We start from the raw sequence: 15,636 nt of genomic DNA, 5'->3' as shown, positions 1-15,636 counted from the left end.
GCTATACCGAAAGCTCCGCCTCGATGGCGTCAAGCGCGCCCATGGGATCTGCCGCCTGGGTCACCGGACGCCCCACCACCAGGTGCGTACTGCCCGCCTGAAGGGCAGCGCGCGGCGTCATGATGCGCTGCTGATCGTCGGCAGCCGCGAAGCGTGGCCGAATGCCCGGGGTTACCTTCATGAAATCTGCCCCGCAGCTGGCAGCGAGCATGCCGGCTTCCCGTGCCGAGCACACCACCCCGCTCATGCCGCTGTCACGGGCCAGCCGGGCCAGCCGCTGCACCTGCTCATCGAGCGGCACTTTAATGCCCGTCTCGGCCAGATCGGCGGCGTCCATACTGGTCAGCACCGTAACTGCAATCAAGCGTGTTGCCAGGCGATGAGCAGCCAGGCGCTCGGCGGCGGCTTGCATCATCCGACGCCCGCCGCCGGCATGCACGTTGACCATCCATACGCCCTGCTCCGCCGCCGCCTGCACCGCGCCGGCTACAGTGTTGGGAATATCGTGAAATTTAAGATCCAGAAACACCTCGAAGCCTCGCCCGTGCAGCGCTTCCAGCACGGCCGGACCGCTGCGAGTGAAAAGCTCTTTACCGACTTTTAGCCGACAGCGAGCAGGATCGAGCTGATCGGCCATGCACAGCGCGGCATCCAGCGAGGGGTAGTCCAGAGCGATAATCAGCGGGGATGACGTGGTCACGTGGTAGCTCCCGAAAAATCCCGAAAAAGAGTGTCGGCGTGTTCGCCAGTATATCAGCCCCGATCGGCCGAAAAAGCCTGTATGCCATAACGAACAATACCTGTAGCGGATGTCGTACAAAAAAGGCAAGCATTACGTACACCCGCCGGCCAACAACCGACTAGCTTATAGAAGCCGGTGCTTTTTTTGCCCGGCACGCCGCTCGCATCGCTTTTCATGGAGGATCAACATGACGCTTAAAGGACTCACCGCTGCCCTGCTGCTCAGCTGCACGCTTGGCCTTTCCGGCGGCGCCGTCGCACAGCAGGTCGCGCCGATTAACGTCAACACCGCCGACGCTGCGCTGCTCGGCGAGCTGCCGGGTATCGGCCCCAGCCGCGCCGAAGCGCTGATCAAGGAACGCGAGGCCAACGGTGATTTTGAAAGCGCCGACGACCTGACGCGCGTCAGCGGCATCGGCGCTGTCACAGTGGACAAGATTCGCGACGAAATCGAATTTTAACTTCCTTTATATCCGCCACTGATCCATGAACCGATGCACCGGCGTGCCTTCCAGCGCGCCGGTGCTTTCGCACTGGGCCAAAATGGCGTCTGCCTGACGAGGCGGAAAGCGCGTGGCCAGATGGCGAGTGAATTTTTCGACCAGCAAAGGAATGCCCTCTTCTCGCCGGCGGCGATGGCCGACGGGATATTCCACCTCAACTTTTTCGCTACGGCTGCCGTCGGTGAAAAACACCTGAACGGCGTTGGCGATGGAGCGCTTGTCGGGATCAAGATAGTCCGCGGAATAGCGCGGCTCCTCGACCACCTGCATGCGCTCGCGCAGCCGGTCAATTTCCGGATGGGCGGCGTGAAAGTCGTCTTCGTAGTGCTCGGCCTCAAGCGCGCCGAAAATCAGCGGCACGGCCACCATGTACTGCAGGCAGTGGTCGCGGTCGGCGGGGTTGGCCAAAGGCCCGCTCTTGGCAATGATGCGAACGGCCGACTCGTGGGTGACAAGCTCGATGCGTTCGATCTCGTCGAGCCGGCCGGCAACGTCCGGGTGCAGCGTCATGGCCGCCTCACAGGCGGTCTGGGCGTGAAACTCGGCGGGAAAGGCAATCTTGAACAGCACGTTTTCCATCACATGGCAGCCAAGCTCGCGCTGGAAGCTGAAGCGACGCTCGCCTTCCGGCTTGGTGGCCAAATCCCGGTTGGTATGGCTGAACGCTACGTCGTAAAAGCCCCACTGCGGTGCGCTCAGCGCGCCGGGAATGCCCATCTCGCCGCGCAGGGCCATATCCGCCAGGCGCACGCCCCGAGAGGCAGCATCCCCCGCCGCCCAGCTCTTGCGCGAACCGGCGTTGGGTGCATGCCGGTAGGTGCGCAGGCTCTGGCCGTCGACAAAGGCGTGGGACAGCGCGGAAAGCAGCTGCTCGCGGTCCGCGCCCATCAGCCATGCCGAAACCGCCGTTGAGGCCACCTTGACCAGCACCACGTGATCCAGCCCCACGCGGTTGAAGCTGTTGTCCAGCGCCAGCACGCCCTGGATTTCATGGGCCATGATCATCGCCTGCAGCACCGCGTCCATGGTCAGCGGCGCCTCGCCCCGGGCCGTGCGCTGCTGGGACAGGTGGTCGGCCACGGCGAGAATCGCCCCCAGGTTGTCCGACGGGTGGCCCCACTCGGCGGCAAGCCAGGTGTCGTTGTAGTCCAGCCAGCGAACGGCCGTGCCGATATCAAACGCGGCCTTGACCGGGTCCAGGCAAAACGGCGTGCCCGGTACTCGGGCCCCGTGGGGCACCTGCGTGCCGGGGACCAGCGGGCCCAGATGCTTGGTGCATTCCGGAAAGCGCAGCGCCAAAAGCCCGCAGCCCAGCGTATCCATCAGGCAGTAGCGGGCGGTTTCCCACGCCTCGGCTGAAGGCGTCGGTGCGCTCAGCACGTAGTCGGCAATGCGTTGCAGTTCGGCATCATAGTCGGGGCGCTGATTGTCGTCGGACATGCAAATCTCCTTGGTACTTCAACAAACCGGCCCTGCGCTGCGGGGTGTCTGCGCAGCGCAGGCCGGTGAGAAAACGGGCGCTATCCGTTGCGCTGATCGATGGGCACCCAGTCGCAGTGCTCAGGGCCTGTGTAGTCGGCGCTGGGACGGATAATGCGGTTGTTAGCGCGCTGCTCAAACACGTGAGCGCACCAGCCGGTCACCCGGGCCATGACAAAAATGGGCGTGAACAGCTTGGTGGGAATCCCCATGAAGTGATAGGCGCTGGCGTGGAAAAAGTCGGCGTTGCAAAACAGCTTTTTTTCCCGCCACATGACTTCTTCGCAGCGCACCGACACGGGATAGAGCACGCGGTCGCCTACGTCGTCGGCCAGCCTTTCTGCCCACTGCTTGATGATAGCGTTGCGCGGGTCGGACTCGCGGTAGATGGCGTGGCCAAAGCCCATGATCTTTTCCTTGCGCGCGAGCTTGTCGAGCATGCCGCGCTCGGCGTCGTCGGGCGAGGCAAAGCCTTCGATCATTTCCATGGCGGCCTCGTTGGCGCCGCCGTGCAGCGGGCCGCGCAGGCTGCCGATGGCGCCGGTAACGCAGGAATACAGGTCTGAAAGCGTCGAGGCGCACACCCGGGCGGTGAAGGTCGAGGCGTTGAATTCGTGCTCGGCGTAGAGGATCAGCGAGACGTTCATGGCATCGGCATGCAGCCGGCTGGGCGCCTCACCGTGGAGCAGGTGCAAAAAGTGTGCCCCGGTGGAGTCATCGTCGGTGGCGGTATCGATACGCTGACCGTCGTGGCTGAAACGGTACCAGTAGGCAATGATCGACGGCAGCGCGGCGACAAGACGATCCGCGACGTTCTGCTGGGCGTCAAAACTTTCCTCGGTTTCCAGATTGCCCAGCATCGAGGCGCCGGTACGCATCACCTCCATCGGATGGGCATCGGCGGGAATCTGTTCAAGTACGGTTTTCAGCGCATCGGGCAGCCCGCGCAGGCTTTTCAACCGCGCGATGTAGGCGTCGAGCTCGGCGCGGCTGGGCAGTTTGCCCTTGAGCAGCAGATAGGCGACTTCTTCAAAACGGGCATGCTCTGCCAGCGTCTGAATGTCAAAGCCGCGGTAGGTCAATCCCGAGCCGGACTTGCCCACGGTGCAAAGCGCGGTTTCGCCGGCACTCTGGCCGCGCAGGCCGGCACCGCTGAGTTTTTGCTCTGCCATGATGGTACTCCTGCTAGTAGCGACGTTGGGGAACAAGGCTGAGAAAGCGCGAAAAGTGCGCGTCAGTCCCTGTCGTCATGCCCGGCAAACAGCGCATCGAGCTTTTGCTCAAAGGCGTGATAGCCAAGCATGTCGTAAAGCTCGTCGCGAGTCTGCATGCTCGCCACCACGTTTTGCTGGTGGCCGTTGTCCATGATGCTTTGATAGACGTTGAGCGCCGCTGCGTTCATCGCACGAAACGCCGACAGCGGATACAGCACCATAGCGCAGCCCGCATCGCCCAGCTCGGCCTGGGTAAACAGCGGCGTGGCGCCAAACTCGGTGATGTTGGCCAAAATCGGCGCGTCAACGCGCTCGCAGAAGGCGCGATAGTCGTCAAGGGTATGTACCGCCTCGGCAAAAATGGCGTCCGCGCCGGCCGCCACACAGGCGTTGGCACGTTCAATGGCGGCGTCTCGCCCTTCTTTTTGAAAGGCGTCGGTGCGCGCAATAAGGAAAAAATCCGGATCGAGCCGCGCGTCAGCGGCGGCCTTGATGCGGTCGACCATTTCCGCCTGGGACACGATCGCCTTGTTGGGCCGGTGGCCGCAGCGTTTCTGCGCTACCTGGTCTTCCAGGTGCACAGCGGCCGCGCCGGCACGCTGCAGCTCCTTGACGCTGCGGGCGATGTTGAACGCGCCGCCCCAGCCGGTATCGATGTCCACCAGCAGCGGCAGGTCGGTGGCGCCGCAGATACGGCGGGCGTCTTCCACCACGTCGTTCATGGTGGTTATGCCCAGATCCGGCAGGCCGAACGAGGCGTTGGCCACCCCGCCGCCGGACAGATAAATCGCCTGGTGGCCGACGCGCTCGGCCATCAGCGCGGTATAGGCGTTGATCGTGCCGAGGATCGGCAGCGGGTGACTGCGGTTAAGCGCTGCGCGAAAGCGAGCGCCGGGAGTCGGTGCGGTCATAAGCGTCATCCTCGCTGAAAAGACCTCCCAGATACTACAGACCACTCAGCGAGCCAGCCAGCAGCGAGCGCCCCGCTTGCCCTAAAGGCGTAGGCGCCGAGGCGCGCCTCACATCGAGCCGGACGGCTGGCAAGGCCGGCAGCACGCCCCTAGAATAAGGCGCTCCCATTTTGGCAAGGCGACGCTTTCCCATGACCACGCCGTTGACACTGACCCCGCTGCCTTACGCCGACGATCCGCTGGCGCTGTTTGCCCGGCTGCGCCAGCGCCCGGGCGCCGTACTGCTCGACAGCGGCCGCCTCCAGGCCCGCGGCCGCTACGACATCATGAGCTGCGACCCGCTGGGCACTCTGCAGGTAAACGCCGATGGCCACCCGCACCTGCAGCGCCATGACAGCGCCCTGGCCGCGCTGCCCGACGGGCTCACCGACGCCTTTGCCGCCCAGGCCTGGCTGCTGGCCCAGCTGCCCGCCCCGGATATCGACAGCGAGCTGCCCTTTCTCGGCGGCCTTATGGGCTACTGGGGCTATGACCTGGGCTGCCAACATCACGGCATCGCCAGCGCCCAACCCGCCGCGACGTCGCTCCCCGCCGCGCGCCTGGGGCTTTACGACTGGGCCATCGTGCTGGATCACCGGCGGCGCGAAGCCTGGCTTGCCGCCACCCCGGCACGCGCCGAGGAGGTCCAGCAATGGCTGGAGCAGCCGGCAGGCGCCGGCGAAGATTTCCACCTTGTCGCGCCGTTTCGTCCCGACATGAGCCAGGACGACTATGCCGAGCGCTTTGCCCGGGTGCAGCACTACATTCGCGCCGGGGACTGCTATCAGATCAACCTCGCCCAGCGGCTTTCCGCCCGCTACCGAGGCGACGCCTGGGACGCCTATTGCCGCCTGCGCCGGGCCACACCGACGCCGTTTTCAGCGTTTATGGCCTGGGGCGATAAAGCCGTGATGTCGCTGTCTCCCGAGCGCTTTATTCGCGTGCGCAACGGGCAGGTGGAAACCCGTCCGATCAAGGGCACCCGCCCTCGGGGAGCCACGCCGGAAGACGATCGCGCCCAGGCGCAGGCGCTGCTGCAAAGCGAGAAAGACCGCGCCGAAAACGTGATGATTGTGGATCTGCTGCGCAACGATCTGGGCCGGGTGTGCCGGCCGGGAAGCGTACGCGTACCCGCGCTCTGCGGGCTGGAAAGCTACCCCAACGTGCATCATCTGGTCAGCGTGGTGCAAGGCGAGCTTGCGGCCGGCGCGTCACCGCTTGCCCTGCTGGAGGCCGCCTTTCCCGGCGGCTCGATTACCGGCGCGCCGAAAATCCGCGCCATGCAGATCATCGACGCGCTGGAACCCTGCCAGCGCAGCCTCTACTGCGGCAGCCTGGGCTACGTGGACGCGCGCGGCCACATGGATACCTCCATTGCCATCCGCACGGTACTCGCCGACGGCGAAACGCTCAGCGTCTGGGGCGGCGGCGGCCTGGTGGCCGATTCCGACCTTCACGCGGAGTACACCGAAACCCTGGACAAGATTCGCCACCTGGTCGCCGCGCTGGCATACCATACGCCGCCATAGCGCCGACCGGCCTTTGATTTGCCTTCAATATTCCGGCAGGCAAATATCGTCAAACAGCGTTTTTTCATGGCGAGGCCCGGCCGCCAGCGCCGCGTCCACCAGATCGCGATCCAGGTGCGGAGCAAAGCGGGCGAGAAAGTCGTACATATAGCCGCGCATGAACGTGCCGCGGCGAATGCCGATCTTGGTGGTGGAGCTTTCAAAGAGGTGATCGGCCTTGAGCGCTACCAGGTCATCGTCCTGGGCTTCATCCACCGCCATATCGGCCACGATCCCCACGCCCATCCCCAGGCGCACATAGGTCTTGATTACATCGGCATCCGCCGCTGTGAGAACCACGTTGGGCTCAAGCCCGCAGGCCTTGAAGGCATCATCAAGCTGGGAGCGGCCGGTAAAGCCAAAAACGTAGGTCACCAGCGCATAGTCGGCCAGCGCCTCCAGCGTCAGCGCACCGCCCAGGCGCGTCAGCGGGTGGCCCCGGGGCACCAGCACGCAGCGGTTCCAGCGATAGCACGGCAGCAATATCAAATCGGTAAACAGCTCAAGCGACTCGGTGGCGATGGCAAAGTCGGCCTGGCCTTCGCTGACCATCTGCGCAATCTGTTTGGGCGTGCCCTGCTGCATATGCAGCGCCACGTCGGGATATTGACGGGTGAACTCGGCAATCACCGGCGGCAGCGCGTAGCGCGCCTGAGTGTGCGTGGTGGCAATGGCCATGCTGCCGCGCCGCTCGTTGCTGTACTCCTGGGCTACGTCCTTGATATTTTCCGTCAGCCGCAGCACCTGGCCGGCCAGTTCGATAATGGCCTCACCCGCCGGCGTTACCCGGGTCAGATGCTTGCCGCTGCGGGCAAAAATTTCCACGCCCAGCTCGTCTTCCAGCAAGCGCACCTGCTTGGAGACCCCCGGCTGGGAGGTGAAAAGACTTTGCGCGGTGGCCGATACGTTCAGACGATGCCGCTTGACTTCCCAGATATAGCGTAGCTGCTGTAGCTTCATGGCCCTGACTCTTCCCTTTGACGCTTCCCTTGATGGCAACCCGTTGACACGGTTAGCGCCAACACTAATAAAATAGAATAAAAAACGCTACGCCAATACTTTTACCCTATAGAAAACAGCGCCGCGGCGCTGTGCCGATATCGCCGCTGCAAAGCGCGCCGGCGGCGTGGGGCAGGCGATGATTTGCCAGCCTGCCCCGCGGCGGCTAACATTTGCCGGCTTGGCGCGGTGAATAGCGTCGCAAATACGCCGAAAGTCGTCGCCTTGGATACGGCAACGACACACCAACGCAACGCAAACGGGAGAGAAAAATGTCCAACGTAGATGTCACCAACGCCAATTTTGAACAGGAAGTGCTCAACGCCGAGCAGCCGGTACTGCTGAAATTCTGGGCGCCCTGGTGCGGCCCTTGCAAAGTGATGGCACCGGTGGTGGACGAAGTCGCCGACGAGCGCGACGGCAGCGTCAAGGTCGCCAGCGTCAACGTCGACGACGCGCCGGAAATTGCCGCCGAGCAGGGCGTACGCGGCGTCCCCACGGTGATGCTGTTCAAGTCCGGCACCAAGGTCGCCTCCCTGGTAGGCGCACAGTCCAAGTCTCAGCTGAACCAGTTTCTCGATCAAAACGCCTAACGGCCCGCTGAGCTCGGCCGGCAGCGCGGCCGAATAAACAACGCCGCCTTCACTCGCCTTTCTGCCGGCGCCGTGAAGGCGGGCGCCTTGCCTGGCGCAGACGCTGCCCTTGCGCTCCGTCCCCGTCTATGTGCGCCCCCGGCCCCAGCAGGTGGGCCATCCAGCGGGTCTGCGGGTGGCTGTCCAGCGCGATTTTAAGCGTCATGGTCAAAAGCACCGACAGCAAAAGCCCTGCCACGCCGAAAATCCAGCCCCACACCACCAGCGAAACAAACGCCACCAGCGTGGAAAGCCCCAGCGCCCGCCCCATCAGGCGCGGCTCAACCAGGTTGCCCAGCACAAAGTTGATGCCCAAATACGCCAGGGACAGCAAAAAGGCATCTCCCAGCCCGCCCTGCTGGCTGACCAGCAGCAGCAAAACCGGCGGCACCGCGGCAATCGCCGAGCCGATATTGGGAATGAAATTGAGCGCAAACGCCAGCACCGCCCACAGCAGCGCGAACTTTACGCCCACCAGCAGGCAGGCCAGCCAAACAAGAATCCCCGTGGTCAGGCTAATGATGGTTTTGACCGCCAGATAGCGCTTCAGCGTGACGCTGAACTCGGCAAAGCGCTGCAGGCTGGGCGCGGGATTGGCCAGCGCCAGCGATATCTTTTTACGAAAATGCAGCGTCTCAAACATCATGAACACGACCAGCAGCGACACCACCATGCTTTGCATGAAAAAATTGCCCAGCTCGCTGAGCAGCATGGATACCCAGGTCGTGCCCCCTTTACCGCCAAACGCCGCCTTGATTTCTTCGGGATTGATCGCAAGCCCGAAAGCCGACAAGCGGTTGAGAATCTGCCAGTAGGCCTGGCGCAGCCGCGTTTCGATATCCGGCAGCGCCTCAACGAAGGTGGTAAAACTGTTCGCCACCAAAAACCCCAGCAGCGTCACCAGCCCCATGAGCACCAGCAGCGTCAACAATACCGCCAGGCGCATGGGCAGGCCGCGGTTGTGCAGCCAGTGGACCGGCTCGGTGCACACCACCGCGATAAAAAATGCCAGCAGCAGCGGCACCAGCAGGCTGGCACCCAGTTTCATGCCGGCAACGATAATCACCAGCGCGGCCAGCGCCAGGGTGGCGTGTAGCGGCACGCTACGATAGCTCTGGTCGGATGCGTTGCGCATACAGTCTGTCTCTTGTGATAAAGCCGAACATGGTGGCGTGATTTGCGGCCGCGTACAAACGCATACCCGGCGCACAGGCTCCCAGCATGCCGCAAGACGGCGCTAAACGTGAAACCATCGTGCAAGCGCAGTGCGATCTGGCGGATCAGTGCCATACTCAGCCGTGCGCTGCCGGCCGCCGCCCGTACCTGCCGGCATCCCGACGCGTATTTCCCACTCCAAGGCAGGCCACCTATGCGACACACGCCCCGCAAGCCCCGCTTGAATCACCGTATGCCCTGGCTTTTTTCGCTGGCCTTCAGCGCCCTTGCCGCTGCTTCGCCGGCGCTTGCCGGCGGCGAAAGCCTCCCGGGCCTTCAGGTTCAGGCGCAGTCCACCGTCAAGATAGCACCCGATCGCGCCACCGTGCGTGCCCGACTGTGGGAAGAGACGCCGGCGGCTGACCTGCGCGAAACGGCACAGCGCAAAAAGCACGAAGACGCACGCCGGCAAGCCCGCAAGGCGCTGGAACAGCGCGCGACCGAGCTGATCACCGCTCTGGAAAACGCAGGCCTTGAACACGACGCCGTCAGCGCCGGCTCGCTCAGCGTTCATCCCCGCCGCGAAACCGCACCGGCAGAGCGCCAGAAAGACGCCCCGCGCCTGACCCGCACGCGGTTCGAACGCCCGGTAAGCGTCGAGCTCAAAGAGCTTGACCGGCTGGAAGACGTACTCAATGCGCTGATGACCGCCGGCGTCAACCGCCTGGACGGCGTTACCTTTGACCTTGAAGACCGCCAGGCCGCCACCGACGAAGCGCTGGTCAAGGCGCTGGAAAAAGCGCGCCACAAAGCCAGGCGAATGGCCGATGTGCTCGACATCCGGCTAGGCCCGGTGCTGGCCGTACAGGAAACCCGCTCGCCGAACTATTCTCCGCGCACGATGCGCGCAAGCGCCGAGGCGCGCGGCAAGGCCGAAAGTGCGATGCCGGAAACAGCGTACCGCCCCGGCACCGTCGACATTCAAGCCGGCGTCAGCGTGAAATGGGCGCTCAGCGCCGCGCCCGACGCCAGCAAGCCTACAGACTGATCGCCTTTGCGCCGCCCATATAGGGGCGCAGCGGCTCCGGAACGGTCACCGAACCGTCGGCCTGCTGATGGTTTTCCAGCACTGCCAGCAGGCAGCGCCCTACCGCCAGACCAGAGCCGTTGAGCGTATGCACCAGCCGCGGCTTTTTCGCCTCGGGGGCGCGGTAGCGCGCCTGCATACGCCGCGCCTGAAAGTCCTCGCAGTTGGAGATCGAGGAAATTTCGCGGTAGGTCTGCTGGCTGGGCAGCCACACTTCCAGATCGTAGGTTTTGGCCGCGCCAAAGCCCATGTCGCCGGTGCACAGCGTCACCGTGCGGTACGGCAAATCCAGCGCTTGCAGCAGCGCCTCGGCGTGGCCGCGCATGTCCTCAAGGGCGGCGTAGCTGTGCTCAGGCTCGACGATCTGCACCATTTCCACCTTGTCGAACTGGTGCTGGCGAATCATGCCCCGGGTATCGCGCCCGTGGGAGCCCGCCTCGCTGCGAAAGCACGGCGTGTGGGCGGTGAGCTTTACGGGCAGCGCCTCGGCCTCGATGATCTCGCCGCGCACGAAGTTGGCCAGCGGCACTTCGGATGTGGGAATCAGGTGAAACTCGCGCTCGTCGTCCAGGCGGAACAGGTCCTCACCGAACTTGGGCAGCTGGCCGGTGCCGATCAAGGAATCGCGGTTGACGATGTAGGGCACGTAGCACTCTTCATAGCCGTGCTCAAGCGTTTGCGTATCCAGCATGAACTGCGCCAGCGCCCGGTGCAGGCGCGCCACCGGCCCGCGCATCACGGCAAAGCGCGCGCCGGTCAGCTTTGCGGCCAGATCAAAATCCAGATAGCCCGACTTCTTGCCCAGATCCACGTGGTCGAGCACCTCGAAATCAAAGCGGCGCGGCGTGCCCACGCGGTGCAGCTCGACGTTATCGTCCTCGTTTCGGCCTTCGGGCACGCTTTCGTGGGGCAGGTTGGGAATCCCGCTGACCGCATCGTCCCACTCTTCCTGCACATCGGCCAGCGCCTGCTTGGCCGCGTCCAGCCGCTCGCCCAGATCGCTCACTTCGTCCAGCAGCGGCTGAATGTCCTGGCCGCTGGCCTTGGCCTTGCCGATCATCTTGGAGCGCGTGTTGCGCTCGTTTTGCAGCTGCTCGGTGCGGGTTTGCAGCTCGCGGCGGCGCGATTCCAGCTCAGCGAGCCCGTCAACGTCCAGCGTGTATCCGCGGCGGGCCAGCCGCCGGGCCAGCGTTTCCAGATCACCGCGCAGCAGTTTCGGGTCGAGCATGCGTTATCCTCCGAGCTGAAAGTCAAGACACGCGACGTAAAACGCCCGTGACGAAGGCCGCCATTGTAGGCAAAAGGCCGCCGTGGAGCTATGGTTAGGCACCGACGTTGCTGACCCTTACCTTCACTTTTCCTGCCAACAGCGAGCCGCCATGACCCGCGCTTTTGACACCACACCGTTTACCGCCGTGTTCAACGCCCTGGACAGTTTGCACATGGATGACCCGCAAACCGTTGACATCAACGGCGCCGCCGAGCCGGCCGAGCAGGTCTATGCCCGACGCATGAGCGCCTGGCTTGAGCGCCTCGACGCCGACGCCTCGGAGTGTTTGCGCCTGGCCGTGCGCGCCCAGCATCTCCAGCGCTGGCAGGTGCCGCGCGCCGACTACCCCGAAGGCCGGGTGGGCTATTTGACCTGGCGCCGCGACCAGAGCCGCCGAGCCGGAGAAACAGCGGCCCGGCTGATGCGCAATGCCGGCTACAGCGAGGCCGACGCTGCGCGCACCGCCGACATCATCAGCAAAAAAGGGCTCAAGCGCGACGCCGAGGTGCAAACCCTTGAAGACTGCGCCTGTCTGAGTTTTCTGGAAAACTACTTTGCCGATTTTTCGCGCACCCTGGCGCGCGACCACATGATCCGCATTGTGCAGAAAACCTGGGGCAAGATGTCGCCCCGCGCCCGGGAGCTGGCGCTCACCCTGCCCATGAGCGAGCGCTCTGCCGTCATCGTCGGCGAGGCGCTGGCCGATGGCTGAGCGTGGCCGGTGCGCGTGTGCAGCGGGCGGGCGGCTGGGTTAAACTGGCGCTGCTCTGTATTTTCGACTCTGGCTTTCCGGCGGCGGCGCTGATATATCATGATTGCATCCTTGACCCGGCAGACGGTTTTTCTTGAGCGGCCAACGGCCGACTACGTGCGCTTTCTCGAAGCGCTCAAGGCCAGCGGCTTTGACGGTGAGATCGCCCCGGACTACGCCAGCCGCACCGTGCTGGCCACGGACAACTCGATTTATCAGCGCCTGCCCCAAGCGGTGCTTTACCCCCGCCACGCCGAGGACCTGGAGCGCATCGCCAAGCTTGCCGGCGAAGTACCCAACCGCGATATCGTCCTCACCCCGCGCGGCGGCGGCACCGGCACCAACGGCCAGTCGCTCACCGACGGGCTGGTGGTGGATGTATCAAAGCACATGAATCAGATCCTTGAGATCGACGTGGAAAACCGCCGGGTGCGGGTGCAGGCCGGCGTGGTGAAAGACCAGCTCAACGCCGCGCTCAAGCCCCACGGGCTGTTTTTCGCCCCGGACCTGTCCACCTCCAACCGCGCCACCGTCGGCGGCATGATTTCCACCGACGCCAGCGGCCAGGGCAGCTGCGAATACGGCAAGACCCGGGATCACGTGCTGGAGCTGGATACCGTACTGCTGGGCGGCAAGCGCCTGACAAGCCGCGCCCTGACGCCGGTTGAGGAACGCGAGCAAAGCGACAAAGGCGGCATGATCGGCGATGTTCACCGCACCGCCGCGGATATTATCGACCGAAAGGGCGAGCTGATCGCCGAGAAGTTTCCGCCGCTCAACCGCTGCCTCACCGGCTACGACCTGGCCCACCTGCGCGACGCTGAGCGCCGCCTGAACCTCAACAGCCTGCTGTGCGGCTCGGAGGGCTCGCTGGGCTTTTTGAACGAGGCGGTGCTCAACGTGCTGCCCATCCCCAAGCACTCGACGCTGGTCAACGTGCGCTACGCGGGCTTTATGGACGCGCTGCGCGACGCCAAGGCGCTGATGGCCAGCGACGCCGCTCCGACCTCGATCGAGACCATCGACGACAGCGTGCTGCTGCTGGCCATGGACGACTTCGTCTGGGACGGCGTGGCCGAGTTCTTCCCCGCCGGCGACACGCCGATTCGCGGCATTAACCTGGTGGAGTTCAACGACGACAACCCGGCGAGACTTGCCCAGCGCGTGGCGGCGTTTACCCGCCACCTGGGCGATGATGACAGCGTCGAGCGGCTGGGCTACACCCTGGCCGAAGGCCGCGGCGCGATTCAGCGGGTCTACGCCATGCGCAAGCGCGCGGTGGGGCTTTTGGGCAACGCCAAGGGCGAAAAACGCCCGATTCCGTTTGTCGAAGACACCGCCGTACCGCCGGAACATCTGGCCGACTACATCGCCGACTTTCGCGCCGTGCTCGACCGTCACGAGCTCAAATACGGCATGTTCGGCCACGTGGATGCCGGCGTGCTCCACGTGCGCCCGGCCATCGACATGAAAGACCCGGCCCAGGCGCTTTTAATCCGCGAGATTTCCGACGAGGTGGCCGAGCTGACCCACCGCTACCACGGCCTTTTGTGGGGCGAGCACGGCAAGGGCATTCGCTCGGAATACGCGCCCAAGTTCTTCGGCGAGCTGTACCCCAGCCTGCAGCGGGTCAAAGCGGCCTTTGACCCCCACAACCAGCTCAACCCGGGCAAAATCGCCTCGCCGCGCCACGAAGGCGGGCTGATCGCCCGGGAAAGCGACCCCGCGCTGCTGGCCGTGGACGGCGTGACCACCCGGGGCGAGCTCGACCGCACCATCGACGAGCGCGCCTGGCAGTCCTACGACGCGGCGGTGTACTGCAACGGCAACGGCGCCTGCTACAACTACGACGTGGACGACCCCATGTGCCCGTCGTGGAAAGCCACCCGCCAGCGCATTCACTCGCCCAAGGGCCGCGCCAGCCTGATACGCGAATGGCTGCGGCTGCAAACCGAAGCCGGCGTGGACGTGGTGGAAGAGTCGCGCAGGAAAAAAACCGAAGGCGTGTGGGGCTTTATCGCCCACCTGCCGCTGCGTACCTACAACACCCTGAGCCGCCGCGGGCGCGACGACTACTCCCACGAGGTCTACGAGGCCATGGCGGGCTGTTTGGCGTGCAAGTCCTGCGCCAGCCAGTGCCCGGTGAAGGTCGATGTGCCGCAGTTTCGTTCGCAGTTTCTTGAGGTCTACCACGGCCGCTACCTGCGCCCGCTGCGGGACTACCTGATCGGCACCACCGAGTTTTTGCTGCCGACGCTGGCCAAAGTCGCCCCGCTGTACAACGGCCTGATGCAAAACCGCCTGGTGGATGCGCTGATGCGCCGGAGGCTGGGCATGAGCGACTCGCCGGCGATAGCGCGCGCCAGCGTGAAGAAGCAGCTCAAGGCCTGGGGCGTAAGCCCGGCCACGCCCACCGCCCTTGGCCTGCTCACCGAGCAGCAGCGCGCCGAAAGCGTAATTATCGTCCAGGACGCCTTTACCACCCACTTTGAGGCCAAGCTGGTGATGGACGTGGTCGAGCTGCTCTCAAGGCTCAACCTGCGGGTGTTTGTCATGCCCTACGCCGCCAACGGCAAGCCGCTCAACGTGCAGGGCTTTTTGGGCGCGTTCCACCGTACCGCAGAAAAGCAGGCCGCTCGCCTGCGCGCCCTGGCCCGCTTCGGCGTGCCGCTGGTAGGTATCGACCCGGCGATGACGCTTTGCTACCGCCAGGAATACGTCAAGGCGCTGGGCGACGACGCCGTGCCGCCGGTGGCGCTATTGCAGGAGTGGCTGGCCGAGCGCCTGCACAGCCTGCCCGCTACGCCGCTTGACGGCGTTGAAGGCGGCTACCGGCTGCTGTCCCACTGCACCGAAAAAACCAGCGAGCCCCAGGCTCCCAAGGCCTGGCAGCAGGTATTCGCCGCCTTCGGCCTGGAGCTTGAGACGCTTGCCAGCGGCTGCTGCGGCATGTCCGGCACCTACGGCCACGAAACCCGCAACGTCGAGACGTCGAAAACCGTCTACGCCCAGTCCTGGCAGCCCGTGGTCGAGGCCGAAGAAAGCCCGGGCGGGCTGCTCGCCACCGGCTACTCCTGTCGCAGCCAGGCCGGCCGCTTTTCAAACGCTGCCCTGCCCCACCCGCTGCAGGCGCTGCTGGCGGCCATCAAACACAGCCGCTAGGCTGCAACAGCGGCACTTCGACGATAGACGCAGGGCTTTATGCTCTTCGGCGAATTGTGCACGGCCTCCGAGTAAGGTATTGCTAGTCAACCAGGCTTGTCTGCAAAACCTATCCTGAACGGGGG

At 64.4% G+C, this 15,636-nt stretch carries 13 protein-coding genes; 6 read left to right on the top strand and 7 right to left on the bottom strand.

Features of this window, described 5'->3' with window-relative positions:
• Position 1 precedes the first annotated feature (1 nt).
• Positions 2-700: an orotidine-5'-phosphate decarboxylase gene (gene pyrF, locus ABD654_RS05415; protein WP_344703023.1), complete on the bottom strand. Its 699-nt coding sequence runs from the start codon at positions 698-700 to the stop codon at positions 2-4.
• Between the two features lie 223 nt (positions 701-923).
• Here pyrF and ABD654_RS05410 point away from each other — a divergent pair, with 223 nt between their 5' ends.
• Complete coding sequence (locus tag ABD654_RS05410; RefSeq protein WP_344703099.1) at positions 924-1,202, top strand: ComEA family DNA-binding protein; 279 nt, start codon at positions 924-926, stop codon at positions 1,200-1,202.
• A gap of 6 nt (positions 1,203-1,208) precedes the next feature.
• Here ABD654_RS05410 and ABD654_RS05405 read toward each other — a convergent pair whose 3' ends face one another.
• The 3 genes from ABD654_RS05405 to prpB all read right to left on the bottom strand — a co-directional run bounded on the left by ABD654_RS05405 (position 1,209) and on the right by prpB (position 4,848).
• On the bottom strand, positions 1,209-2,684 hold the full coding sequence (locus ABD654_RS05405; RefSeq protein WP_344703021.1) for a bifunctional 2-methylcitrate dehydratase/aconitate hydratase: 1,476 nt from the start codon (positions 2,682-2,684) through the stop codon (positions 1,209-1,211).
• An 80-nt stretch (positions 2,685-2,764) separates the two neighbouring features.
• The gene (gene prpC / locus ABD654_RS05400; protein WP_344703019.1) at positions 2,765-3,895 is read right to left on the bottom strand and encodes a bifunctional 2-methylcitrate synthase/citrate synthase; all 1,131 of its coding nucleotides are present in this window, start codon (positions 3,893-3,895) and stop codon (positions 2,765-2,767) included.
• 62 nt (positions 3,896-3,957) lie between these two features.
• Positions 3,958-4,848 carry a methylisocitrate lyase gene (gene prpB, locus ABD654_RS05395; protein ID WP_344703017.1) on the bottom strand — a complete coding sequence of 297 codons (891 nt, stop codon included), beginning with the start codon at positions 4,846-4,848 and terminating at the stop codon, positions 3,958-3,960.
• Positions 4,849-5,039: 191 nt separating this feature from the next.
• Here prpB and pabB point away from each other — a divergent pair, with 191 nt between their 5' ends.
• The gene (gene pabB / locus ABD654_RS05390) at positions 5,040-6,416 is read left to right on the top strand and encodes an aminodeoxychorismate synthase component I (protein ID WP_344703015.1); all 1,377 of its coding nucleotides are present in this window, start codon (positions 5,040-5,042) and stop codon (positions 6,414-6,416) included.
• Positions 6,417-6,440: 24 nt separating this feature from the next.
• Here the strand turns inward: pabB and cysB are convergent, their stop codons facing one another.
• The gene (gene cysB / locus ABD654_RS05385; RefSeq protein WP_344703013.1) at positions 6,441-7,415 is read right to left on the bottom strand and encodes an HTH-type transcriptional regulator CysB; all 975 of its coding nucleotides are present in this window, start codon (positions 7,413-7,415) and stop codon (positions 6,441-6,443) included.
• Positions 7,416-7,726: 311 nt separating this feature from the next.
• On the opposite strand from cysB, the gene trxA reads away from it, so the two are divergent.
• Complete coding sequence (trxA, locus tag ABD654_RS05380; protein ID WP_344703011.1) at positions 7,727-8,047, top strand: thioredoxin; 321 nt, start codon at positions 7,727-7,729, stop codon at positions 8,045-8,047.
• Positions 8,048-8,096: 49 nt separating this feature from the next.
• Here trxA and ABD654_RS05375 read toward each other — a convergent pair whose 3' ends face one another.
• Positions 8,097-9,221, bottom strand: coding sequence for an AI-2E family transporter (locus tag ABD654_RS05375; RefSeq protein ID WP_344703009.1), 1,125 nt, complete (start codon positions 9,219-9,221; stop codon positions 8,097-8,099).
• A 234-nt stretch (positions 9,222-9,455) separates the two neighbouring features.
• On the opposite strand from ABD654_RS05375, the gene ABD654_RS05370 reads away from it, so the two are divergent.
• On the top strand, positions 9,456-10,289 hold the full coding sequence (locus ABD654_RS05370) for an SIMPL domain-containing protein (RefSeq protein WP_344703007.1): 834 nt from the start codon (positions 9,456-9,458) through the stop codon (positions 10,287-10,289).
• Here the strand turns inward: ABD654_RS05370 and serS are convergent.
• Entirely contained in the window at positions 10,279-11,556 is a 1,278-nt protein-coding gene (gene serS, locus ABD654_RS05365; protein WP_344703005.1) for a serine--tRNA ligase, read from the bottom strand. The two genes, ABD654_RS05370 and serS, sit on opposite strands and share 11 nt — an antisense overlap.
• Positions 11,557-11,707: 151 nt before the next feature.
• Between serS and ABD654_RS05360 the strand changes: the two genes are divergently transcribed.
• Together ABD654_RS05360 and ydiJ are read left to right on the top strand one after the other, a co-directional pair.
• Positions 11,708-12,310: a DUF4202 domain-containing protein gene (locus ABD654_RS05360; RefSeq protein WP_344703003.1), complete on the top strand. Its 603-nt coding sequence runs from the start codon at positions 11,708-11,710 to the stop codon at positions 12,308-12,310.
• 99 nt (positions 12,311-12,409) lie between these two features.
• Complete coding sequence (gene ydiJ / locus ABD654_RS05355; RefSeq protein WP_344703001.1) at positions 12,410-15,511, top strand: D-2-hydroxyglutarate dehydrogenase YdiJ; 3,102 nt, start codon at positions 12,410-12,412, stop codon at positions 15,509-15,511.
• Positions 15,512-15,636: the final 125 nt, after the last annotated feature.

This window comes from Halomonas cibimaris (assembly GCF_039537045.1).
Classification (GTDB): domain Bacteria; phylum Pseudomonadota; class Gammaproteobacteria; order Pseudomonadales; family Halomonadaceae; genus Vreelandella; species Vreelandella cibimaris.
The sequence above is the reverse complement of the archived record's forward strand: the minus strand, read 5'-3'. Positions and strand labels throughout refer to the sequence as shown.